Origin of the sequence: Acidovorax sp. CF316 (genome assembly GCF_000276605.1) — a bacterium.
Lineage (GTDB): Bacteria > Pseudomonadota > Gammaproteobacteria > Burkholderiales > Burkholderiaceae_C > Acidovorax.
On record NZ_AKJX01000263.1, the window covers coordinates 1 to 22,901 of the forward strand.

The following is a 22,901-nucleotide window of genomic DNA, read 5'->3' on the forward strand; positions in this document are numbered from 1 at the left end:
GGCCGCCAGCGACTGGCGGCTGGACGCCCCCGAGGGCCGGGCACCGCACCTCAACGCCCAGCACCATGGCGCCGACGCCGTGGCTGCCACCCACCTGTCCCTGTCCCACAGCGGCGCCTGGCTTGCCTGCGCGGCGGCCCCGCACCCGGTGGGCATCGACCTGGAGGTCAAGGACATCGCGAAGCGCCCCGGCCGGCGCGACGTGCTCGCGCTGGCCGCCATGGCCTGCACACCGGGCGAGGTGGCACAGCTGCAGGCCCTGGACGAGGGCCCCGCACGCCAGCGCCACTTCCTGCAGATCTGGAGCCTGAAGGAGGCGTATTTCAAGTGCACGGGGACGGGGGTGGATTTCTCGGTGATAAGGCGTACCGAGTGCCGGCCTGCTGGAACATCGGATGTTTCCCAGGCGCTTGCCAGTGCCCGGTCGTGGCGTGGAGCCACGCCACAGGGCGCGGATGTGCTGTTGTCCGCTTGCGTGCTGGGGGGCGCGGGGCTGACGCCGCGCGAACTCTTGGCCGATGCGGACCTGAGGTGGCACAGCGAGCAGGACTGGATTCTGGTGGCGCTGCCGGAATGAGGAGATTGCTAGCCCGTCTCCCCGGAGCACTCCAGGGTTCGCTGACAGGGCCTGGGAGGCGGATTGCACCGCTCCTGAGCGGGTATGATTGCGGGTTGGGAGCAGGTTCCGCGCTTGCCCCATGCTCCGTGGCGCAAGGCCGCTCCCGGATGCAATCTGCCTGTAGCTCAACTGGATAGAGCAATAGCCTTCTAAGCTATAGGTCGGGGGTTCGAGTCCCTCCAGGCAGGCCAACATTCTCCTCTGTGGCAGGTATCTTTTCCGCCGACAGTGGGTCCAGTCTACCCAAAGGGCCGGGCCAGGCAGGCGAAGGCCCATTCAACCGCAGTGCCCGCGCACGATACTGGCCGGTGGCTTTGTTGTTACTGGCCCCACGCCCCCCGCACACTCAGGCAGCTCACCTCGTTCTTGGTGTGCAGCAGCTTGCTCGGCGGTATCACGACCACCGCCTGGGCGTTCTTGCGCAGGGGCTTTTTCAGCCGCACATGCACGATGTTGGGCGGCTGCTTCTTCTCTTTGCAGCTGTCGATCCAGAATGCCAGCACCACGCCCGCGATGGTCTGGCCGGTGCTGTTCTCCATGTGGATGAAAGTAGTGTCGTCCTCGTACTGCCACCAGGTCTGGTCGTCGTTGAGCTTTTCCACCTCGAAGGTCTTGCGCTCGGTGGTGGGCACGATAGTGCCCCCGACCTCGGCGAGCTTGCCCTCGTTCACCCGGTCCTGCAACTCGTCCACCCGTTCGAAGTAGCTCTTGCTGAGCTTGGGGGCGGCCTTGGAGGCCGGTGCGGTTGCCGCCGCCTGCTGGGCCCACGACGGCGCGGGGGACGCCAGCGCCAGCGCCAGCACCAGGCCGGACAGTGCGAAGAACCCGCGCGAACCGGCGGTGGGCGCGGTGGTTTGGCGGGGCAGGGCGGCGCGCGTTGGCGTTACAGGCTGGGGGGACGGAGGCAGGTAGGTCATGGGGTGCAAAGGCCAAGTATTGCCCTTGATTTTTGCGTGCTGGCCGCTTCCGGTTATAAGATATTCGACAGCTTTCGTGAACAAACACACGCAATCCGCCTGCGTGTTTTCTGATAGGGTTCCTCGCGCGCCCTTCCTGCCCCTTTTTCGCTTTTTTTGCCACCATGCCCCACAGCGTCAACCTCATCAACACCATCGCCGCCGCCCTGGGGCTGGCGCTGGCGCTGGGGTTCGTCGCCACGCGGCTGCGGCTGCCGGCGCTGGTGGGCTACCTGCTGGCGGGTGTGGTGATCGGGCCGTTCACGCCGGGCTTCGTGGCCGATGCCGCCATGGCCAGCCAGTTGGCCGAGATCGGCGTCATGCTCTTGATGTTCGGCGTGGGCCTGCACTTCTCGCTCGGTGACCTGCTGGCGGTGCGCAAGATCGCCGTGCCCGGGGCCATCGTGCAGATCATGGTGGCCACGCTCATGGGCATGGGCTTGGCCTACTGGTGGGGCTGGGGTCTGGGCGGGGCACTGGTGTTCGGCCTGGCGCTGTCGGTGGCCAGCACGGTGGTGCTGTTGCGTGCGCTCGAAACCCTGGGCATCCTGGAGACCTACACCGGCCGCATCGCGGTCGGCTGGCTGGGGTCGAGGACCTGGTCATGGGCTGGTGCTCGTGCTGCTGCCGCCGCTGGCCGGTGTGCTGGGTGGCGCCGGTGCCGATGCCAACGCCGATGCCTCTGGCCTGCTCAAGACCCTGGGGCTCACGCTCCTGCAGGTGGGCGGCTTCGTGGTGCTGATGCTGGTGGTGGGGCGCCGCGTGTTCCCCTGGGTGCTGTGGCAGGTGGCGCGCACCGGCTCGCGCGAGCTGTTCACGCTGTGCGTGGTGGCCGCGGCCGTGGGCATCGCCTTTGGCTCGGCCGCGCTGTTCGGCGTGTCGTTCGCGCTCGGCGCCTTCTTCGCCGGCATGGTGATGCGCGAGTCCGAGTTCAGCCACCGCGCCGCGCAGGAGTCGCTGCCCCTGCGCGATGCCTTTGCCGTGCTGTTCTTCGTCTCGGTGGGCATGCTGTTCAACCCCGCCGTGCTGTGGGACCGGCCGCTGCAGGTGCTGGCCGTGGTGGCCATCATCATGGTCGGCAAGACGCTGGCCGCCGCCGCCCTGGTGCTGTCGTTCCGCTACCCGCTCAACACCGCGCTCACCGTCTCGGCCAGCCTGGCGCAGATAGGAGAATTCTCCTTCATCCTGGTGGGCCTGGGCGCCTCGCTGGGACTGCTGCCGGCCGAGGGCACGAGCCTGGTGCTGGCCGGCGCGCTGATCTCCATGGCGCTCAACCCCATGCTGTTCCACGCCATCGCGCCACTGCAGGGCTGGCTGCGCACCCGCTCGGCCCTGGCCCGCCGGCTGGAAGAGCGCGACGACCCGCTGGCCGAGCTGCCCATGACCACGCACGCCAAGTTCCTCGCCCACCAGGTGGTGCTGGTGGGCTACGGCAAGGTGGGCCGCCGCCTGGCCGCGGCGCTGGCTGCCAACGACATCCCCTTCGTGGTGGCCGAGCAGAACCGTGAGCTGGTCGAGGCCCTGCGCGCCAAGGGCATCGCCGCCGTGTTCGGCGATGCGGTGGAGCCCGCCGTGCTGATCCAGGCCCACATCGCCCGCGCCGCCATGCTGGTCATCGCCACGCCCGACACCCTCAAGGTGCGCCAGATGATCGCCACCGCCCGGCTGCTCAACCCCGCCATCGAAACCGTGATCCGCAGCCACAACGAGCAGGAGGCCCGCCTGCTCGAAGAGGAGAACGGCAGCACCGTCTTTTTGGCCGAAGAGGCCCTGGCCCAGGCCATGGTGCGGCATGTGCTGGAGCGGGCGAACGACATGGCGCGGCACGGGACGGCGACCGCGCCCGCGCGCCTGCACGAGAGCGGCTGAGCGGGCGCCGTCTTCCTATCGCCCGACTTAGTGCCGTACATGCTGCGGCCTCACAGCCCATCGAAGTGGTCGCCATGCACAGCCATGGTCGCGCAAGCTTCGCAGCGCGTGTGCAGTTATCCGCACTGCCGCTCACCTCGCAAGACCCGCAAGGTTGCCGAACCCGAGCAGGAGTGCTGTCGCTACCGCCACAGGGACGAGGCTGCTCAGTGCCAGCAGGCACAAAGCCTTGAGGTTTCTGAAGCGACCACTGCACATCGACGGGATCGCCATGGCGATCAGCGGGCATGTTAAAAGATAGGCGAGCACATTCGCCACGACAACGAGCGTGCCCGCATCGCCGCCATTCCAGTCCCCAAAAACGGGGTCCCGGACAACGGAAAAAATCCCGAACACACCGATCAGCCAGGCAACCCCCAGGCAACCGCCCAGCAGCACGCAATATCGGTTCTTCACGGTCCTGGCAGTTTGCGGCATCGGGTCTGAGGGTGCATTGCACTGTGTCAATTCAAAAGGGCGGGGCCGAGATGAATGCTTCGGAGCTTGTGGGTCACGCTTGCGTTGGGTGCCGGCTACCACCGGGTCAATGGTAAAGCAGCTCCCAGTGGCCAAGAGTGGCCGACAGAACTCAAAAGCCACGCGCCAGCCTCGCCACGCAGGCGGTCAGCCTTGGGTCTTCTTCCGCAAGGTGAACGCCCAGATCACCCAACCGATGCCTACAGTTGCGGCAAGGCCCGCCACCCCGATAGCGGTGCGTTGACCATGCTGGCGCCCAGCTCGCAAGCCAGCTTGCGAGGCTGTACTGGACACTGGATCCTTGCGGGACCCGGTTCCAGGATCAGCGGTACCGACCCGTAAACCAGCATTCCCGCCATCGCCAGCAGCAACAGCGCCGCCAGCCCTCTGAAGAAAGGCCGAACCTGGGTTTGGTCGGGATCAAGTTCGCGCGGAATCATGGGTTGCGATGGAGGCGGGTTGTGGGTGTGCCGGCGCGGCTGGTGTATCCGTGTGCAATGCAGCGCACCACGCTCAATTTACGGTGCACCCCATCCATGCATCGGTGGTTTGCTTGCATCGACGATAAGCGAAAAATGCCCAACCCATACGGATGTACCCCACACCCGTTTGGTGCATTGACGCAAGGAATGCCGCACGCAGAGTGCAACTGCAAAAAGCTGCTGAATTTGCCCAAGGAGATGCCGGATGCGAACCCAACACGGAATGATGGAGGGCCCCGTCCCCACGCGCTCGCCAGCTCCTCCTTCACGCAGGCCTCACACATCCGCGCCTCACCGGCGGCCCGGACACTTTTTCTTTTCGCGGGCACTGCCGCCGTACGGTGGCAACCGCCTTGGATCGGCCACCTGGAAGAACGAGACCCTGTGAACTTGCACATGCACATGGACATGGACAGGCACCTTCGGCGCCCGGCTTCGGACCCGCCCGGTGGCTTTACTGAACCCACAGCACCTCGAACTGCTGTCGGATGGGGGCGCCCTGTATCGACACCTCATCACCCTCGCATTTGCCCAGCATGGCCCTGCCCAAGGGGGCTTCGGTGCTGATGACCTGAACGGCCTGGGCACCGCTGACCAACTGCATGCTGCCCCCATCCGGGCCGAGAAAGAGCAGCTGCTGCCTGTCGCCTGCATCGACCAGGCAGACCAGCGCGCCGAGCTGTATGCCTTGGCTGGCCTCGTAGGGGCGCGGGCGCCATTGGCGCCAATGGGCCATCGCCTGGCGGATGGCTTGCGCGCGCCGGGCCTGGCCGGTGGCCAGGTAGGCGGCTTCGAGTCCCAAGGTGTCGTATTTGTTTTCGGCGATGTTTTCTTCGTGGGTCGCCGTCTCATGGGCCGCCTGCACGGCCTGTTCGGCTTGCAGCAGGTCTTCGGCGAGTCGTTGCAGCACCTGCTGTTGCAGCAAGAATTTATCCATGGTGAAAGGTCGGTGTCTCGAACAAGCGGGGGCGGGCCTTGATTGTGACGGGCTTCACCAGCCTTCGACGCGAAGGGGCTGCTCAGCAGCGACCGAACTGCGCGGGCGGGCAGGGCTTGTCGGCGCAGACATCCCGGCCTTTGTTGTGCCGCAAGCCCGACGCTCAGATCACCTAGAGTTTGGCGTACAAGAAAACCGCAATCGCCAAAAAAATCCCGCCTGGCAGCGTATTTCCAAGCCAGATGTAGACACGCGAGGTGGAGCGCCCTGAGAAGCGAGACTCTGCAAGCAGATAGGCGCTTCCCTCCGCCGTCAACAGCCACCATATCATCACGGCACCACCGGCAAGTGACCCTGTGCCGAGAGCCGCGAGAATCGCCACAAAAATGTTTCCAGACACACTGGCGGCAGGCACAAGTCCAATCAAGGCCCCAAGGGCTGTAGCCGCTGCTTGTCTTCTTTCTGCATGGTCAAAAGCATCCATGAAAATCCTTTCGATGGCATGCGCGCCCGTGGACCATGAGAAAGCAGGAATATACCGAACCCCTCACCTGGTCACCAGAGAGCATCGCGCGGACCCTATCGAGTTGTCGCAGTAGGCCATCCCGGTGTGGATTTCAAATCTCATCACGCCGTCTGCCAACTGTTGTTTGGTCAGCTCACCGTTGAGCACGCGAAATTTCCCACCCACCACGCATTTTTGGTGGGCTACCCATTCACCGTAGTAGACGTTTGCGGCGCTTCCCGGGTAGCCGCAAAAATTCAAGGTGGTGGTGGACGTGCCGCCTGCTGCAGTGGCCACCTGAAATTCTGCCGTGAGCCTTTCCTGCCGCAGCGTCACATCTACCACCACCGGGCAGTTGGCCGACTCTTCACCAATGCACGATAGGGAAAGCTCGCCTGCCCAAGCGAGCGGAGGCAGGCACAGAACCACAGCAGAGATGAGTCGTTTCATGAGCTTCTTTGCAAAGATACCGAGGTAAAACGAGCGCTTGGTTGGGATGGGTGTTCCGTTCCGCCTTCTTTCAATGCAGCGGTTGGCGGGGAAAGAGGCTTGTTCGAACCGGGCTGCGACGCGCATTCATTCTGGCCTGGCCTTTAAGATGCCCATGCAGTGAAGCGCGTGCAGTGCGCTGGTCGCATGCCGGTCCCAATGGACGCGGTGCATGAACGACCAGCGCTGTAGCGCACCCTTGGCGCGGCCTTCATCGAACAGCAGCAGGCGTTACTTCAGCTTCTCGAACGTCATCTCGCCGATTTTCTTGGCCAGGGGCTCGATGCCCAACCAGGCGTTGCGGTAGTAGTCCTCCACCGCAAACTTCTTGTCCTGGTAGGCGACTTCGGCCTGGATCTCGTCCTTGCCGGCCAGCGCGCCTGCCAGGAAGCGGGCTGCGTCGTTGCGTGCCACATAGGACTTGATGGTCACCGTGGCCTGCTTGTCCGCAACCACCACGGCACCGGCTTGCGATGCGGCCGCGTTGTAGCCGTCCACCAGCATCGAGGGCACCTTGGGGTTGACCTGGCAGCTGCCGCAGTCGAGCTTCACCGTCAGCGTGGGCACCTGGGCTACAGGCTTGCTGGCGGGGACCGGGGTATTGGTTGCGCACCCCGTGACGAGTGCCAGGGGAAGCAGGATGGAGAGGGAGAGAGCGCGTTGGATTTTCATGCGATGTGGCTCGTTCGGGCTATCCGCCATGCAGCGATGGAGGAGATGCAGACGCGGGAGCCCGAACGGTGGTGAAGTAAAGGTACGAAAACAAGGAAAAGAAGGTGGTGCCTGGCGCCTTGCCGTGCGCGGCCCGGTGACGGGTGCGCGCGAGCAGCAGCGAATGCGGCAAGCGTTCGTTGTCAACTGCTTGTGGTTTGTTTTCTCCCTCCCGATGACGGAACCGTTTTTCTGTGTTGTGGGGGTGTCCGTTGCGTTCCGTGGCCCGCATCCATTCTTCTTGAATTGTCTTTTGAAGATACACCGAAGAACTGTCAGCTATACCGTTTGTGCAACCCACCCGTTTGGCCCATTGACAGGTGAAGAGCAGCCCTGGTCTTTGGCCCTCGTCGCAAGAAGGGGGGCAAGGGTGTCCGCACGGGGTTGGCTCCGCATGCGTGCGGTGATGGATGAACCTGCGTGCGCTTGCCTGGCAGCACGGCAGTCAACCACCTGGGACTGGCTTTGAAAGCGCAGGGGCCGTCTGCGCGGCGTTGACCTGTCAACGGTCCACTGCCTCTTCAAGTCTGCCCACTACCTCCTCGGCACATACCGCATCGCCACCGCCCCCGATCCAGACTCCACCCAGTCCGCCAGCTCCAGGTCGACATGCTTCGACAGCCCCGCGAACAGGGTCGGCCCATGGCCCGCCACCCGGGGGTGCACAACGAACCCGTACTCGTCGATCAAGCCCAGCTCCGCCAATGCCCTCGGGAGCTTTACGCTCCCCGTGAATAGCCCCTTGCCAGGCTGCTGCTTGAGCTGCTGAACGGCGCTGCCCAGGTCGTCCCCGCGCAGCAATTGCGCGTTCCAGTCGGCCTGTGCCAGGGTGCTCGACACCACGTACTTCTTTGCCGCGTCGATGCTCTGGGCAAACGGGTTCGTCCAGCCAAGCCTTGGTTCCGCCGATGACGTGGGCCGGAAAGATGAAGTACCGGAGAGGGCGCATCGCAGGGAAAGGGTATGAATGGGATCCATTCGCAGTGCATTGCGCCATTCCAGAAATGGGTTTTCCATTTTTGAAGCCACGGCAGGGCCAAACCACGATGATCGGGTGTAAAGCCTGCCACTGTTACCTCTTCTGGGGGCATCCAGGGGGCATGGCGCCACTATGATCAGAGCACTGTTCCGCATCTCCGCGGCCCATAAAAAACCATAAGCCTGCAGGAGAAGCCCCATGGCGGTCAGTACGCAAGAGCAGAAGCTGCTCATCAAACTCGTCATCAGCATGCTGGGCATTTCGCCCGGCCATGCCTACATGCCGCTGGTCGAAAAAGTCTACGAAGACCTGGGCCGCAGCCTGCCCGATCTGGCCTCGGCGTTGGCGGGGCTGCCGCAGTTCCAGGCGCGCTACCCCGCCGGCATGGCGGGCGACGCCTTTGCCACCCAGTTCCTAGCCGGCATGGGCCTGGCGGCCGATACAGGGCTGCACCGCCTGGCGGCGGACCTCTTCAACACGGGTACGCCGCCGCAGCAGATCATGCTCGCCGCCGTGCAGGCCCTCGCATCGCCCACCGTTCCGGCGCAGTACGCCGCAGCGCGCGCGCTGCTCGAGAACAAGGCCGAGGTGGCCTACTATCACACCCAGATCGCGGGCCGCACGGAAACCGACTTCGCGGCCCTGGCCAAGGTGCTGGAAAACGTGACACAGGACCCGGCCTCGGTGGCCGCGGCCAAGCTGGTGCTCGATCAGCCGTCGGTGCCGGCTGCAGGCGGTGGTGGCGGGCCGCCACCGGTGTTCGCGGTGACCAAGAGCGCGGGCAACATTGCCGCCTTCACCAGCGCGGGCACGCAGATCGACGTGACCGAGGCGGCTGGCACCTTCACCTTCACCAGCAGCGGTGGCAACGCAGGCACCGCGACGCTGGCAGGCCCGCTGGCCGGCATCACCGTGCCCGGGGGTACGACCGTGGCCCTCAGCAGTGCGCTGGCCAATGGCAAGGCGTTTTCCGGCGCGGGCACCGCCCTGGTGGTGGCCAATGCGGCCGGGGAAGACCTCACTGCCTTCACCGGCACCGGGGTCGGCGGCTTTGCGCTCACCAGCGGGCAGAACTACACCCTCACGGCCGCGCAGGCCGCCATCGGGCGCATCGGCACCGGCGGGGCGGTGGGCACGCTGACCGATGCGGGCACCACCACCGTGCGCGACACGCTGACCGCCCTGGGCGGCGGGACCGCCGCCACGCTCAAGGCCCACGGCGCGGACAGCGTGATCGCCACCGCGGCGCCCGCCGACATTTCAGCCATCTCGGAGGCCGGCATCGACAGCATCGTTCTGGCCGCCGGCAACTACACCATGACGGCGGCGCAGGCCGCGCTGGCCAACGGCACCACGGGCACGCAGGTCGTGACCCTGACCACCCAGGCTAGCGGTACTCTGGCTGCCAGCGTCGAATCGTTCGTGCTGGGCGATTTTGCCAACAGCGTGGTGCTGGGCGCCGCAGGGCAGGGCGTGAGCAGCCCATCCAGTGCCGGGACCACGCTGGACATTGCTGGCGCCACGCCCACCGGCACCTGGGCACTGGGCCACACCAGTGACGACACGCTGGTCGCCACTGACGGCGCCAACATCACCGGCGTCAACGGCGGTGCTGCCACCACGGCGGACAAGCTTGCGCTGACCGGCAACATCTTCATGACGCAGGCTCAGCACGAGGCGCTGGCCAGCATCGCAGCGCCTGGTTCTTCGGACAGCGTGACCATCAGCGGCACCGGCACCATCACCGCCCGCGCTGATGTGGAAACCTACAGGGTGGCAAACTCCAGCGCCCCGAACACCATCCTCATCACGCTTGGGACCACCAACGTGACTGGCGGTTCGGGTGATGCGACACTGGTCATCGCCCCCGGCCTGGCGGTCACCGGCAACTACGTCCTCAACGGCTTCTCCGGCGAGATCAGCGCGGGCAACGGCGTGAACCTTTCGGGCGTGAACAGCGGCGGCGCCACCACGGCCCAGAACCTCACCATCAACGGTGCGATCAGCATGTCACAGGCGCAGCACGGGGCGTTTGCCACCTTCAGTGCCACCGGTGGTTCGGACGAGGCAACCATCACCACGGGCGGCGCGGTCACCGCAAACGCCGGCATCGAAACCTACAAGCTTTCCGGGGGCGGCTCCAACACGCTGACGGTGCCTGGGGGGGCACCCAATATCATCGGTGCAGCGGGCAACGCCACCACCGTTGACGTCGGTGGCAACACCGTCACCGGCACCTGGGCGCTGGGGGCCAGCGCTGACGTGATCGTCGCCACAACGAACGCAAACATCTCCGGTGTCAACGGCGGCGCTGCCACCACGGCGGAAAACCTCACGCTGACCGGCGGCATCATCATGACGCAAGCCCAGAGCTTGGGGCTGACCAACATTTCGGCGACTGGAGGCGCGGACTTCATCTCCATCACCACGGGCGGCATAGTCACGGCGCGCGCAGGGGTGGAAACCTACACCGTGTCGGGGGGCGCCTCGAACAATGTCTTCGTACTGGCGTCCACCAGCGTCAACGGCGTGGCGGGCAACGCTACGACGGTGAGCGTGGGTGGCACCACGGTCACCGGCAACTACCAGTTGGGCCACGGTGCAGACGTGCTGGAGGCGACCAATGGCGCCAACATCGCGGGCGCTACGACCAGCTCGGTCGAGAACCTGGCGGTCAGCGGCGACGTCTCCATGCGTGCAAACCAATACACTGCCTTCGGCACTATCACCGCCACAGGGAATAACGACAGGATCATCCTTACCTCGGCGCTCAACGGTGGCCAGGTTCTGAACGCAGCAGTGGAAAACTTCACCCTGGCCGCAGGGAACAATTCGGTCACACTGGGTGCCGCGCAGTCGATCAATGCACAGGCCCTCACCGCCGGGCAGTCGCTGACGCTGGGCGGCGGCGTCGCGGCAACTATCACGTTGGCGGACGGCAATCTCTCGGCCAGCAGCGCCACGGACAGCCTCGCGGTGACGGGCGGTGCCGGGGCCAACACCATCACCCTGGGCAGCGGCAGTGACACCGTCAACGCCGGTGGCGGCGCGGACTTCATCACCGGCGGCGGCGGGGCCGACACCCTCAATGGCGATGCCGGGAACGACACCTTCGTGTACGGTTCGATGGCGCAGTTTCTGTCGGCAAACGCGCTGCTCGACCTGGTCAATGGTGGCAACGACATCGACACCGCCGAGATCGACGGCGGCATCACACTGACAACCTCGTCTGACCTGACTCGCATGACGAGCGTGGAGCAGCTCACGGCGCGAAGCCAGTTCGCGACAGGCTATGCGCACAGCATCGTTGTCAACAGCAACTTCAACCTGGGCGGCGTGACCACCATTGATCTGTCGGGCGACGCGAAGAACACCTCGTCTGGCAGCTTCGACCTGAGGGGCGTGACCCAGGGCATGACGCTCAAGGGCGTGGCCGTGGGCACGAACAGCTTTCACGGCGGCTCGGGCGCGGACACCCTCGTCGGCGGCAGCGGCAACGACAGCTTCTTCTTCGGCACCGCGGCGGATGCCGCCAATGACTCGCTGGTCAGCGGCGGCGGCAGCGACAGTGTGGTGTTTGCATCCTCCACGGCCGAGACCCTGGTGGTCGGCAACAATTTCAGCGGCATCAACTCGTTCTGGATCTCCACCGGCGCTGCGGGGACCAGCACCGGCTCGACCAGCGAAAACATCAACGCCAGCACCCGCACGCAGGGCCCAGTTACGCTGAGTGGCAACACCGGCGCCAACACGCTCACGGGCACATCAGACGCCGATACCCTGGTGGGTAATGGCGGTGCCGACGTATTGCGTGGCGGCAGCGGCAACGACACCATCACCACCGCTGGCAGCGCCGCCACCTATGTCTTCGAGGCAACGGCTTCCGCAAATGGCGCCGACACCCTGAACGGCGTGCTCAGCACCGGCAAGTTCGATTTCTCGCGGTTTCTCGGCACAAGCCTTATCAAGCGCGCGGCGGTTGACGCCACCAACGACCCGGTCGTGGGACTGGACCTGACCACCGGGGAGAACATCGGCATTCGCTACGGGACTACAAGCCTGAGCACAAACAACATCCTGCTCGCGACCGACAACAACGTGGTCGGCGAGGTGGCCGTGGCCAACGACGGCAAGGTCGTCGTTTTCTCCTTCTCGCCGTCCAGTGCCGGCAGTAACGCCAACGGGGACATCTACTACGTGCAAGACGTACTACCGGGTGTCGGGCAGATCTGGAGCGTGACCCTGGTCGGCACGATGAGCGGCAGCTTGGTCAATATTTCGCAGTTCGCCAGTTTTAGCGTGTTCTTGTGAAGTTGGCCACGCTGCTGCATGCCTGCCACTTGCTCTGATCGCGTCGTTGGCGCAGGCCTCTCGTGGCGGGCTGGTGTGCTGGGTTGAAGGTTCGCCAGGGCCTGTGGTTCGCCTGCGGGTCCGAGCCCCCGCCCACGGCGGCCAGCCGGCTCGCGTTGGAGCTTGGTGTGCCGTCGTTGCGGGTGCAGGCGCAGCGCCACTATGGCAATGCGGCGCCATGGCATGTGGGGGACTCCAGGAGGTGGGCGGATCGGTCTGGTCCTGGCATACCGACCAGAAGCCTCCCTATGCGCGCTTTCGTAACCTGGACTAGGACAGCGTGCCCAGCGTGCTGCAACCCCCCTCAGACGACCCACAGCAGCAACAGCCTTGCGGGCGAGGGACAGAACACCAAGAACAGCATCAGGCCGGAAAAAACGGCTTCCGCGAAGGAGGATGTTGCTGTTTGCATGGTGGTTGACTTTAAGCGATCCAGAAGCTTCTTGCGAAGCCCCCAATCCACGTCACAAGGCGCTCCTACGCGAGTGCACTACCGACCTGCCAACGGGTCGAATTACTGCACCGCCTGCTTGGCGCTGTCGCGAATGCTCTCGGCGGTCTGGTTGAACAGCACCTTCTTCTGCTCGTCCGTCATCGGCTTGCGCAGGTCCTTGAGCAGGTCCAGGCCGCGCTGCACGGCAGGGCGCTCCATGAGGGTGTCGTGCCAGCGCTTGAGGTGCGGAAAGTTGTTCTCCAGCGGGATCTCGTAGGCCACGTGCGAGCGGATCCAGGGCAGGCTGGCCATGTCGGCGATCGAGTAGTCGTCGCCTGCCACGTACGCGCCCGTGCGCGCGAGCTGGCCGTCGAGCACGCCATACAGGCGGTTCACTTCCTTGCCATAGCGGTCGATGGCGTAGGGCACCTTTTCGGGCGCGTAGTTCTTGAAGTGGCCGTTCTGGCCCGACATGGGGCCCAGGCCGCCCATCTGCCACATCAGCCACTGCATCTGCGCATAGCGCTGGCGCAGGTCGGTGGACCAGAATTTTCCGGTCTTCTCGGCCAGGTACATCAGGATGGCGCCGCTCTCGAACACCGACACCGGCGCGCCGCCGCCCGGCGGCTCGTGGTCCACGATGGCCGGCATGCGGTTGTTGGGGCTGATGGCCAGAAAGTCGGGCTTGAACTGCTCGCCCTGGCCGATGTTCACCGGCAGGGTGCGGTAGGGCAGGCCGCATTCCTCGAGCATGATGGAGATTTTCCAGCCGTTGGGCGTGGGCCAGTAGTGCAGGTCGATCATGGAGAGCGCTTCATCGGTTATGGATGGAAGCGGCAGCGTAGCAGCCTTGCGCCAAGCGTGCAGGGGGCCATGGCAAGACCCCGCCCCGGGCCGCCATGCCCGGCGTGGCGGCGGCCTACTTGAATCCGTTGAGCACCTTGTAGGTGATTTCGGTGTTGGTCGCGTCGATGACTTCCAGGCGCGCGCCCTTGTAGCCCACGATCCGCGATTCGGACAGGTCGTAGCTCACGTCGTTGCTGAAGGCCGGGCGTGCCATGCTGCCGCTGGACTCGCGGTAGCCGATGGTGATGCGGTTGCCGATCTTGCCGCTGTAGATGAGCGTCTGCTGGAAATGGTTGGCGCTGAACTGGGTGGTCCTGTCGATGGAATAGTCGATGTCGCCGCAGACGCTGCGCGACAGGCAGACCGTGCGCGTGCCATTGTGCCTGGTGTACACGTGCAGGTTGCCGTTGTGGGGGTGCTGCGTCGTCGCGTTGTGGAAGTTCACGCGGCTGAAACGGATGTACTCCCGGGTCTGGCTGGTGGCCGTGTACTTGCCCGCGTGCACCACGAAGTCGCCCACCTTCTGGTCCGTGGGGATGACGATGGCTGGCCGACTCATCCCGGTGGCTTGGGTGAGCATGGGTTCGCCGATTTCCTCGGTGGCGGTCACGCCGTTTTCCGGAAACGTGTAGGACCCAAAGGACGTGGTGGGGGCGGATCTGCAGGAGGCCAGTGCCAGGCAGGCGAGTACAAGGGCGGCGGTCGTCGTTTTCATGGCGGGTTGGGGGCGAAGCGAGGTCTGTGCGTCTGGCCCGGCATGCAAGGCCCGGCATGCCTGGCACGCCGGATGCGGATTGTCGGGTGCTGCATGGGCCACTAGGGAAGGAGCCTGAGTGCAAAGGGTAGCAGAATCCCGGCGCAGTCCTGGCAGGGTTGCGTGCCGGAATACTCCGGGTCGTTGGCCACTTGCGCCAGGAGAGAGTGACCTCATCGCACGCCAGCACGGGGCCACACCGGCGCGCGCAGCAGCGGGTGATCCCGCAAGGCCTCGGCAATGAAATCCACGAACACCCGTACAGGCGCCGGCAGATGCTGTCGGTCGCGAAAGCAGGCAAAGAACTCCAGCGGTTCCGGGTCGGCCAGGGCCCGCGCGCGGGCGCTGGTGGGCAGGAACAGTGGCTCCAGCTGGCCGGCTGCGATCAAGGGGTTGGCGACAAAGCTGCCCAGCCGCGTCACGCCAGCGCCGGCCACCGCCAGCGCAGCCAGCGTGTCGATGTCATTGCACACCGCGGCGGTCTGGATGGCAGGCGCAAAGCGCTCGCCGCCGCGCAGAAACGGCCACTGCATGAGCCGCCCGTCGAACGGCATGCGGAAAGACAGGCAGGGGTGGTGGGCCAGGTCTTCCGGCTGCTTGGGGCGGCCGTGCTGGCGCAGGTAGGTCGGCGCTGCGCAGAACACCATGGGCGCGGTGGCGATGCGGCGCGCGACCAGTCCCGGTTCGAGCACATGGCGAAAGCGGATGCTCGCGTCCACGTCTTCCTTGAGGTGGTCCACGTTGCGGTCGGCCATCAGCATCTCCAGCCTTACCTGCGGGTAGCGGGCCATGAAGGCTGGCACCAGCGGTGCCACCACATGCCGGCCAAAGGCCACCGAGCATGCGACCTTGAGCCGCCCCTGTACAGCGCCCTGCAGCGCCGACAGCTCGGTCCGCGCCTGCGCCAGCCCGTCGAGCAGGGGGCTGACCTGGGCAAAGTAGGCTTCGCCCGCCGCGGTGAGCGCTTGCGAGCGCGTGGTGCGTGTCAGTAGCCGGGTGCCCAGTTCCTTCTCCAGCCGGGCCAGGTTCTGGCTGGCTGCTGCCGCCGTGATGCCGAGCTGGCGCGCCGCCGCCGCAATGCTGCCGCCCTCGACGACCCGGACAAAGGTTTCGATACCGCGCAGGTTGGACATGGTCTTGCTTATGAATTGCTGGGATGATTCGTAAGTTAAGGTTAGCACTGAACGAGCCTGCCATGCACTACCGCGCAAGGGCGCCGGCTTCTACAGTGGTGCCCATTCAATGCAATTCCCAGTTACAACCATGTCTCAGCCCGCACCCCAGGCCATCTCTGAACGCCCACCATTCTGGAAACTCCCCCAGCGCTTCATGCCCGTGGTGTTCGCCTTCTACATGGCGGGCATCATGGCCTTTCTGATGTGCGCGGTGATCGTTGGTGCCGGCACCGGCCTGGCGGGTGGCTACCTCGGGCGGGTGCTCAGCGCCTATGCGTTGGCCATGCCGGTAGCCTTTGTCTGCGTGCTCTTCGTGCGGCCGTTAGTGCTGCGGCTCACCATGGCCACACTGCAGGCATGAACCGGTGGCTGCAATGTGCTACAAATCGTAGGTCATTCCCATGATTTGATAGAAACAGAAGGAAAGCAAGAACATGAAGCGAGTTTGTTGGGCTGCTGCCGTCGCGGCCGTTGCTGCCTCGGCGTTGACTGGCTGCGTGACCGTGCAGCAGGTGCAGATCTCTAACGTTTACGACCCTGCCCTGGTCGCGCCTTTGCTTGCTCCCGGCAACAATCAGGTGACCGGCAGCGCCTTGATCCGGCAGTCCGGCGGTGGCGTGGTGACCTGCGCCGGTACGCCCGTAGAGTTGGTACCTGCCACGCCATATGCCAAGGAGTGGGCGCGCCTGCTTTTTGGTTCTGACCAGCAGGGCTATCGGTCGGTTATGGGAGGTGCCACCGTCATCACCAATGTGGACCCGCAATTCGTGAAAGCAGTTCGCTCGACCACGTGTAACGCACAGGGATTTTTCACGTTTGCAGATGTTGCAGATGGCGATTTCTACACGCTCACGAGAATCCAGTGGCGGGTCGGAGACAGCATGCAGGGCGGGACGCTAATGAAAGCTTTCTCGGTCCGCGGCGGCCAAAAGCAAGAGATCGTCATGGCGCCCTGATGCCCCCGCTGCGCTGCTGCTTGCGGCTCAGACGATCAGCGGCAGCGGCGCCTCCAGGGCCTTGAAGGCGCCATTGCGCCAGCGCCCGTGGACCTGGGTACCTTTCCGCTGCACATGGGCTGGCACGTACGCTACCGCGGGCCGGCTGGCGACCAGCCTGATGCGATGGATGCGGCGGCAAAGCCATCCGCGCCAGTGGCAGCGCGCCGGCGCCCCCGGCGCTGAATGTCCGCGCGGCACGGCGAGACAGCGAACCGGTTTTACTGCGACATGCGCCGGGCAAAGAACCGCAGCGTGAACGGCAGCAGAATGCCCAGCGTGATCATGATCAAGCGCACCAGCGGCGGTTGGTTGCCCATGGCCCAGTGGCCGAACCAGGCGACGATGAAGACGGTGTACGCATAGGTGCGCAGTACCTGCATCACATCGAGCGGCACCTCCTCGATGAATTCGTAGTTGGTGGTGCGCTTGAGGAAGGGCACGCCCTCGCTGCCCAGGTCGCGCAGCCGCACACTGCCCAGCGGAAAGATGGGCGCCACGATCTGGAACCACTTGGTGGTGACGAACGAGTCGTCCTGCTCGAACTTGCACTTGCCCAGGTAGGAGGTGCCTATGCCGTTGTAGGTATCAGGCATGGTGCACTCCTGGCTGTACGGCCCCGCTGCAATGCTGGCCGCAACCGGCCATGGCGCCTCGCGTCTTCATTGGTTTCCCCTTGTTGGATTTGATTTTGGATACCGCATTGCGTAGCTGCCGAATCAGCCAGGGTCTGCGGTGGCGGGATGGTGCCATGGGACGCGGGGGACCATCAACCCGGGGCGACAGGCGGAGCGTTGCTGGGAGCCAACGGCGCCGCTGCGGGCCGCCCAAAGGGCATCTAGCACTCTCGGGCTGCGCCGCCCCCATGCCATGCAGGCACCGCATCCCCATGGATGCTGCGCAGCGCCTTCTTCGGCACGAACGGCGTGTCCAGCGTGCCCAGCGAGAACGACATCCATGCCGCCGCCTCGCCATGCGCGCTGTGCCAGGTGAGCGGCGAGCCGCACTCTGGGCAGAAGCTGCGCGTGACGCCGGGGGATGAGTCGCGGCGCTTCACCAGGTCGGCGCCGCGCGTGAAGGCAAAGCTGCCCACCGGCACATTCCCATAGGACCCGAAGGCTGCGCCGTGCGCCTTTTGGCACATGCCGCAGTGGCAGTGCGATGGCGCCTTGATCTCGGCGCGGGCTTCGTAGCGGATGGCACCGCACAGGCAACTGCCCTGGTACAGCGGTGCGGCGGTGGAGTCTTCGTCGGCCATGGCGCGATTCTGCACGGTCCGCTATGCCCCCGCAGCGCCCGCCGCGTGGATCTGGTAGCCGTTCTTGCCCGAGCGCTTGATCTGGTACATGGCGCTGTCCGCGTACTCCAGGAGCTTGCCCAGCGTGTCGCCGTGCGCCGGGTACAGGCTGAATCCCGATGCTGGCGCCCAGGGCAAAATTGCGCTCCTCCACGGTGATGGGCCGGATCAGTTCCGTGAGCAGCTTGCTGGCGATGTCGCCGGCCTGCTCGGCGCGTTCCAGCTGGGTGCAGATCACCACGAACTCATCGCCGCCGACGCGCGCGCAGATATCGGTGCTGCGGGTGCCTGGAGCCTGTTTACGGTCATTTCAGGGCCGCGCAAGTGCCTTGCCGGGATGGGATGCAAGGCGCGGTGCGCAGTTGATAGCTTGGCTATCAACAAGCGCCGCAACGCCGCAGACCGCCCGGCAAGGCATTTGCCCGAAGGGTTGGAGCGAAATCGGGCGATTGGACGCCCCGGCTGCTTGCATGGGCATGAGCCCATGCGGCGCATCCGAAGCGTCCACTCATCCCGATTGCGTCCCAACGCGACCCTGAAATGACCGTAAACAGGCTCCCGAGCCGGCCGGCCACGGTGCGCAGCACCTCGTCGCCGACATGGTGGCCTGCGAGGTCGTTGATGGGCTTGAAGTTGTCCAGGTCGATGAAGATCACCGCGGCCGACTGGTGGGGCCGGTTGGCCAGCACCAGGGCCTTCTCGAACAGGGTGTTCATGTAGCGCTGGTTGTTCAGGCCGGTCAGCGGGTCCTGGAAGGCCATGTCCAGCGCGCTGGCCTCCGCCTGCACCAGGCGGCGCTGAAAATCCATCAGCACCGCCGCCAGCAGCGACAGGTACTGCGCCAGCACCAGCACCGTGCCCAGCAGAAAGCCCTGCACGTGCCAGCCCGGCAGGGCCTGGAAGATCACGAACGCCGACATCCAGTGCACCACCAGGGCCGCGCTCACCAACGCCGTCACCAGCATCAGGTGGTGGGGCACCTCCTTGCGCTGCCGCAAGGCCGTCCAGGCCACAAAGCTGAGAAAACCGGCGTTGAACACCGCCAGGCCGAAGCTGCGGGCCACCGGATGCATATCCGACAGCCAGGCCAGCAGCACCCAGCATTCGGCGACCAGCAAGGCCCCCCAGAACCAGCGGTGGCGCACCTTGAGGCCCAGGAACTCGACCAGCCCGATGGCCAGCAGCGCCTTCTCCACCACCACCAGCGCGGCATAGACGAACACGGCCACGGCCAGGTCGGTGCCGCTCAGCAGCACGGAGTAGGCCAGGCGCGCAGCCAGTGCAAACGACATCGCAGCCGCCCACCAACCCGGCCCGGCCCGGGTTCTGGGGACCCTGCCCATCCACAGGAACAGGAGGGCAAAGACAAAGTAGATGGTGCAGCCGATGGTATGGACTATTTCGCTGGGCATGACGGCGCTCCAGGGGCAGCGTGGTCATCGGCTTTCGCTCCCATGGCCACGCTGTGACTGCGCGGGGCCGATGGGCTGTCGTCGCCCCCAGCCCCGCTGCTCCCGCACAGTATGGGCGCACCCCGTGGGTGGCATGCCCCGGGTCAATCCCCTTGCAATCCGGGACGTTTTGTAACAAATCGCGGCCACTGCAGGGCCCTCAGGCCCGTGCCGAGCAAGAAGGTGTTTCGCGCTGGGATGGCCTGTCCCATGTGCCGGGCAGCGCTGCCGGATTGCCGGCCCTTCGCCGGGCTGCTCAGGGCTATCGGGGGTGGGTTGTGCCCCCTGCCTGGCACCACGGTAGCCAGGTCGACGGGCATGGCAGTGCCATGGGGCTGTCGATGGCAAAGCGGATGGGAATCCGGGCCCAGGAGGCCCGTGCCACCCCGTCCATCCTGGCGGGGGTGAACTGGAACTGCTGGACCGATTGCAGGGCTGCCGCATCCAGCAACGGGTGCCCCGAACTCCTGTAGACGGTCACGCGACTGGCTGCGCCTGCGGCACTGATGTGCACGCTGAGCACGGCCGTGCCCTGCATGCCGGCGCGCAGGGCCTCGAGGGGGTAGTCCGGCTTCTTCATGGCCGCATACCTGGCGGGTTCCCTGCGCAGAGGTGCCAGTGCGGGTTGCACCACACCGTACGACACCAGGGCCAGAAGCGGCCAGAGCCTGGCCGCCCTTGGAAACTTCGGCATCCGCAGAGTCATGGCCATCCCGTTCTGGGTTGCGTGGGGCCGCAGGTTGCGGCCGGTGGTGGCGTCCAGCGCCGCCAGGGCAAAGCCGGTGCCCTCGTGGGGCGGGGCCCCGGTTCCTCGCTTGTGCGCCGAAGGCCCTGGTCAATCCGTCTCTTCGAACACCAGCGACGGCGTGGACATCACGCGCACCGTTTGCGACAGGTCTTCCACCAGGCGGTTGGCAAAGTAGCTGTTCTGCGTGTCGGGCTCCAGCGCGGCCACGGCCAGGTGGGCCAGGGGCTGGTTCAGGGGCACGTAGTAGCTGCCGGCGGGCACGTCGATGGCGGCGCGCACCGGGGCCACCTGCACGCGCAGGATGTCGGCGCTGTCGCTGATGGTGCCCAGCACGTCGCGGCGCTCCGAGGTTTCGCGTGCCGTCTCGCGGTAGGTGTCGGCCAGCAGCGAACCGCCTTCGCCGATGCGCAGCACCTGCAGGCCCAGCAGCTTCAGGCGCTCCACCACGGGCGCGGCCTGGCTGGCCACCCAGTAGCCGCAGGGGCGGGCGCGCGACTTCAGGGTGCGCAGGCTCAGCGAGGAATTCCAGTCCACGCGCACGGGGCGGTCCACGCCGGTCTCGGGGTCGATGAAGACCACCTCGCGTTGCGTGGGCGTGGGCCCGGCTTCGATGACCACGTTGTCGCGGCAGGCCTTGGCCGAGATGTCGCGCACCACAAAGCTGCGCACCTGCTCCAGGTTGGCGGCGCGCTCGGCCGTGGAGCGCAGCGCACTGGTGATGGCCGTGACCTGGGTGTGCACGCGGCGCTGCATGTGCAGCGCGCCGATGCCCACGCCGCGCGTCTCGATGAGCAGGCTCACGGTGTTCTTCAGGCCGTGCACGTTGCGGCCGGTGTCGGGCTGCGTGCCGCCCATCGACAGGGTGCGGTCGTCCGCGCCCGTGGCATTGGTGTAGTACCACTCGCTGGACAGGCCCTGCGCCTTGAGCGCAGCCACCATGGGCTGGTGGTACCACTCCTGCGAGGCCTTGGTCAGGAACTCGGGGTAGTTGGCCGTGGTGGTGTACTGCAGCAGCGCGTCGTAGCGCTGCACGGCGTTGAACTTTTCCTTGTAGCGGCCGGCCACGGTGTACTCGTGCGCGTCCACCACCAGGATCGGGCGGTAGTCGCGCACCAGGCGCGCGATGGCCTGGGCCTCGGGCGTCTTGAGCAGCAGGTGGTCACGGTTCATGTCGATGCCGTTGGCTGTGGCACGCGTGTCGGCCTGCGCGCCATCGGGGTTGGCGCGCGGCACGACGATCACGTTGATGCGTTCGAGCAGCGGCTCCAGCAGGCCCTGGCCCAGCTCGCGGGCGATGACCAGCAGCGCCTCGGCGCCGGCCGGCTCATTGCCGTGCTGCTGGCCGATGAGCACCACCGTAGGGCGCTTGCCGGCGTCCACGCTGGCCGGGTCGTCCCCCTGGGCGCGCGTGAGCAGCAGGCCCAGCAGCGGCTCGCCGCGCTGCGAGGTGCCCAGGCGCAGCACGCTGGCGCGCGAGGGGCTGCCCGCGGCGCCCTGGGCCACGGACTGCAGCCACTGCTCCACCTCGGCATTGGTGGTGAAGGCGCGGCGGTCGGGCGCCAGGCCCGGCGTGCTGTAGCGCACCTGGGGCTCGGGGAAGCGGGCCATCACGGCCGGCCCATAGGGCGGGGTGGCCAGGGGCTCGTTGCGGGCCACCACAGGTGCTGTGGGCGGCAGCGGGGCGGCGATGACGCCCGTGGCGGCAGGCTGGGCTGCGGGTGCCTGCTGGGTCGCGCCCAGCGGTGCCGGCACCACCTTGCCCGGCTGTGCGCGCGGCACCGGGGCCGGGGCATTGGGGCGCGGCGCGGGGGCGCCTGGCGAGTTCCAGGGTGGCAGCGGCGTGCTGCTGCAGGCCGCCAGCAGCACGGCCACCAGGGCGGCGGCCGCCGTACGGACCGGCCAGCGGCTGGTGCGGGCGTCGGGTTGCTGGGGCGGTGTGGAGGTATGGGCTCTGGGCATGGTCATGTTGGTCTCGTCGCCCGCACGCAATCCGGGGCTTGGTCCGGCATCTTACTGGGGGGCTGGTTACGACTTGTGTCAGCCGGCACGCCGTGTTGCAAAGCCTGCGCTGGCGCGGCCTGTGGCAGCGCGATGCCCCTGGTGGCGCAGGGACTTCAGGCGCTGATCAGGCGCAGATCAGGTGCACAGCGTCTGGGCGCCCACGCGGGCGCAGCGCTTTCCGCTGGCCGGATCGACAAAGTCCGGCCCGCTCTTCATGTGCACGCCGCCCTTGTTGTCGTGGCAGAGGCCGGCATCGCAGTAGATGAGGACCACGGGCGCGGACGCCGTCGCGGCAGGTGCCTTGCCGGCCACGGGCGTCGGGGGGGCGCCAGCCGCCGGCTCGGTGCCGCAGGCGGCCGCCACCCGTGTCTCCTGGGCCTGCACTCGGATACGCTTTTCTTCGGGCGCCAGGGTGCGCAGCCCAACCAATTGGGCCAGCTCTTCCTTGGCCGTGCGGCACGGGGCGGAGTTGGCCGTGCCGGCGCCCTGGGCCCGGTTGCGCGCCTGCTCCCAGGCGACTTCCCGCACGGTGGGGTCGGGCAGTATCACCCCGCCGGTCTGGCTGCGGGTGCATGGCTGGTCGCTGTAGACCATCTTGCCATCGGGCTGCTTGCAGCGGTGTACCTGCGCGCCAGCGGACAGGGCGGCAAGGCCCAGGCAGGCAAGGGCGAGGGTTCTCCAACGCATCTGTCTTTTCCTCGAATTTTCCGGAAGGAATATAGGGCATGTCATCATTCATTTCACCCCCGCGAAAGCCTGCAGCGCGGTGCAGTGCAAGGCGCCCTGAG

22 protein-coding genes, 1 tRNA gene and 2 pseudogenes are annotated in these 22,901 nt (G+C 66.0%); 6 read left to right on the top strand and 19 right to left on the bottom strand.

Annotation, left to right across the window (positions count from 1 at the left end; all coding sequences use genetic code 11):
- Both PMI14_RS33835 and PMI14_RS29480 read left to right on the top strand, forming a co-directional pair.
- A partial coding sequence (locus PMI14_RS33835) for a 4'-phosphopantetheinyl transferase superfamily protein (RefSeq protein ID WP_007860588.1) occupies positions 1-577 on the top strand: 577 nt, incomplete at its 5' end.
- Between the two features lie 156 nt (positions 578-733).
- Positions 734-810, top strand: a tRNA-Arg gene (locus PMI14_RS29480).
- A gap of 129 nt (positions 811-939) precedes the next feature.
- Here PMI14_RS29480 and PMI14_RS29485 read toward each other — a convergent pair.
- A complete protein-coding gene (locus PMI14_RS29485) occupies positions 940-1,536 on the bottom strand; it encodes a hypothetical protein (protein ID WP_007860590.1) in 597 nt (198 codons plus the stop codon).
- 164 nt (positions 1,537-1,700) lie between these two features.
- On the opposite strand from PMI14_RS29485, the pseudogene ybaL reads away from it, so the two are divergent.
- Positions 1,701-3,444: pseudogene (gene ybaL / locus PMI14_RS29490) on the top strand (YbaL family putative K(+) efflux transporter).
- Positions 3,445-3,576: 132 nt separating this feature from the next.
- Here ybaL and PMI14_RS29495 read toward each other — a convergent pair.
- The 7 genes from PMI14_RS29495 to PMI14_RS29510 form a co-directional block, all read right to left on the bottom strand.
- Positions 3,577-3,900 carry a hypothetical protein gene (locus PMI14_RS29495; protein WP_146187957.1) on the bottom strand — a complete coding sequence of 108 codons (324 nt, stop codon included), beginning with the start codon at positions 3,898-3,900 and terminating at the stop codon, positions 3,577-3,579.
- Positions 3,901-4,160: 260 nt separating this feature from the next.
- On the bottom strand, positions 4,161-4,400 hold the full coding sequence (locus tag PMI14_RS35155; RefSeq protein ID WP_146187956.1) for a hypothetical protein: 240 nt from the start codon (positions 4,398-4,400) through the stop codon (positions 4,161-4,163).
- Positions 4,401-4,896: 496 nt separating this feature from the next.
- The gene (locus PMI14_RS29500; protein WP_007860597.1) at positions 4,897-5,379 is read right to left on the bottom strand and encodes a GreA/GreB family elongation factor; all 483 of its coding nucleotides are present in this window, start codon (positions 5,377-5,379) and stop codon (positions 4,897-4,899) included.
- Between the two features lie 172 nt (positions 5,380-5,551).
- Positions 5,552-5,863: a hypothetical protein gene (locus PMI14_RS35160; RefSeq protein WP_146187955.1), complete on the bottom strand. Its 312-nt coding sequence runs from the start codon at positions 5,861-5,863 to the stop codon at positions 5,552-5,554.
- Between the two features lie 63 nt (positions 5,864-5,926).
- A complete protein-coding gene (locus PMI14_RS35165; protein ID WP_146187954.1) occupies positions 5,927-6,334 on the bottom strand; it encodes a hypothetical protein in 408 nt (135 codons plus the stop codon).
- Positions 6,335-6,604: 270 nt separating this feature from the next.
- Positions 6,605-7,045, bottom strand: coding sequence for a hypothetical protein (locus tag PMI14_RS29505; RefSeq protein ID WP_007860603.1), 441 nt, complete (start codon positions 7,043-7,045; stop codon positions 6,605-6,607).
- A 573-nt stretch (positions 7,046-7,618) separates the two neighbouring features.
- Positions 7,619-8,101 carry a dihydrofolate reductase family protein gene (locus tag PMI14_RS29510; RefSeq protein ID WP_007860605.1) on the bottom strand — a complete coding sequence of 161 codons (483 nt, stop codon included), beginning with the start codon at positions 8,099-8,101 and terminating at the stop codon, positions 7,619-7,621.
- A gap of 160 nt (positions 8,102-8,261) precedes the next feature.
- Between PMI14_RS29510 and PMI14_RS29515 the strand changes: the two genes are divergently transcribed.
- Positions 8,262-12,374, top strand: a complete 4,113-nt coding sequence (locus PMI14_RS29515) for an S-layer family protein (protein ID WP_007860607.1) — start codon at positions 8,262-8,264, stop codon at positions 12,372-12,374.
- Between the two features lie 553 nt (positions 12,375-12,927).
- Here PMI14_RS29515 and PMI14_RS29520 read toward each other — a convergent pair.
- The 3 genes from PMI14_RS29520 to PMI14_RS29530 all read right to left on the bottom strand — a co-directional run bounded on the left by PMI14_RS29520 (position 12,928) and on the right by PMI14_RS29530 (position 15,579).
- Positions 12,928-13,650, bottom strand: coding sequence for a glutathione binding-like protein (locus PMI14_RS29520; RefSeq protein WP_007860609.1), 723 nt, complete (start codon positions 13,648-13,650; stop codon positions 12,928-12,930).
- A gap of 115 nt (positions 13,651-13,765) precedes the next feature.
- Positions 13,766-14,407, bottom strand: coding sequence for a hypothetical protein (locus PMI14_RS35440; RefSeq protein ID WP_007860611.1), 642 nt, complete (start codon positions 14,405-14,407; stop codon positions 13,766-13,768).
- Between the two features lie 212 nt (positions 14,408-14,619).
- Positions 14,620-15,579, bottom strand: a complete 960-nt coding sequence (locus PMI14_RS29530; RefSeq protein WP_007860613.1) for a LysR family transcriptional regulator — start codon at positions 15,577-15,579, stop codon at positions 14,620-14,622.
- A 130-nt stretch (positions 15,580-15,709) separates the two neighbouring features.
- Here PMI14_RS29530 and PMI14_RS29535 point away from each other — a divergent pair, with 130 nt between their 5' ends.
- Entirely contained in the window at positions 15,710-15,982 is a 273-nt protein-coding gene (locus PMI14_RS29535) for a DUF2798 domain-containing protein (protein ID WP_007860615.1), read from the top strand.
- Between the two features lie 73 nt (positions 15,983-16,055).
- Positions 16,056-16,577 (top strand): hypothetical protein, encoded by a 522-nt coding sequence (locus tag PMI14_RS29540; RefSeq protein ID WP_007860620.1) that lies wholly within the window; start codon positions 16,056-16,058, stop codon positions 16,575-16,577.
- A gap of 260 nt (positions 16,578-16,837) precedes the next feature.
- Here PMI14_RS29540 and PMI14_RS29545 read toward each other — a convergent pair whose 3' ends face one another.
- The 8 genes and pseudogenes from PMI14_RS29545 to PMI14_RS29570 all read right to left on the bottom strand — a co-directional run bounded on the left by PMI14_RS29545 (position 16,838) and on the right by PMI14_RS29570 (position 22,800).
- On the bottom strand, positions 16,838-17,212 hold the full coding sequence (locus tag PMI14_RS29545) for a hypothetical protein (protein WP_007860622.1): 375 nt from the start codon (positions 17,210-17,212) through the stop codon (positions 16,838-16,840).
- Between the two features lie 242 nt (positions 17,213-17,454).
- Entirely contained in the window at positions 17,455-17,874 is a 420-nt protein-coding gene (locus PMI14_RS29550; RefSeq protein ID WP_007860623.1) for a GFA family protein, read from the bottom strand.
- Positions 17,875-17,895: 21 nt separating this feature from the next.
- Complete coding sequence (locus PMI14_RS35680) at positions 17,896-18,051, bottom strand: diguanylate cyclase (RefSeq protein ID WP_007860625.1); 156 nt, start codon at positions 18,049-18,051, stop codon at positions 17,896-17,898.
- Positions 18,052-18,064: 13 nt separating this feature from the next.
- Positions 18,065-18,154: pseudogene (locus PMI14_RS35685) on the bottom strand (hypothetical protein); the annotation flags it as partial.
- Between the two features lie 136 nt (positions 18,155-18,290).
- The gene (locus PMI14_RS35865) at positions 18,291-19,325 is read right to left on the bottom strand and encodes a diguanylate cyclase (protein ID WP_007860626.1); all 1,035 of its coding nucleotides are present in this window, start codon (positions 19,323-19,325) and stop codon (positions 18,291-18,293) included.
- A gap of 301 nt (positions 19,326-19,626) precedes the next feature.
- A complete protein-coding gene (locus PMI14_RS33840; RefSeq protein WP_157405916.1) occupies positions 19,627-19,944 on the bottom strand; it encodes an energy transducer TonB in 318 nt (105 codons plus the stop codon).
- Between the two features lie 255 nt (positions 19,945-20,199).
- Positions 20,200-22,077: a M14 family metallocarboxypeptidase gene (locus PMI14_RS29565; RefSeq protein ID WP_007860628.1), complete on the bottom strand. Its 1,878-nt coding sequence runs from the start codon at positions 22,075-22,077 to the stop codon at positions 20,200-20,202.
- A 171-nt stretch (positions 22,078-22,248) separates the two neighbouring features.
- Positions 22,249-22,800, bottom strand: coding sequence for a DUF4124 domain-containing protein (locus tag PMI14_RS29570; RefSeq protein WP_007860630.1), 552 nt, complete (start codon positions 22,798-22,800; stop codon positions 22,249-22,251).
- Between the last annotated feature and the right edge of the window lie 101 nt (positions 22,801-22,901).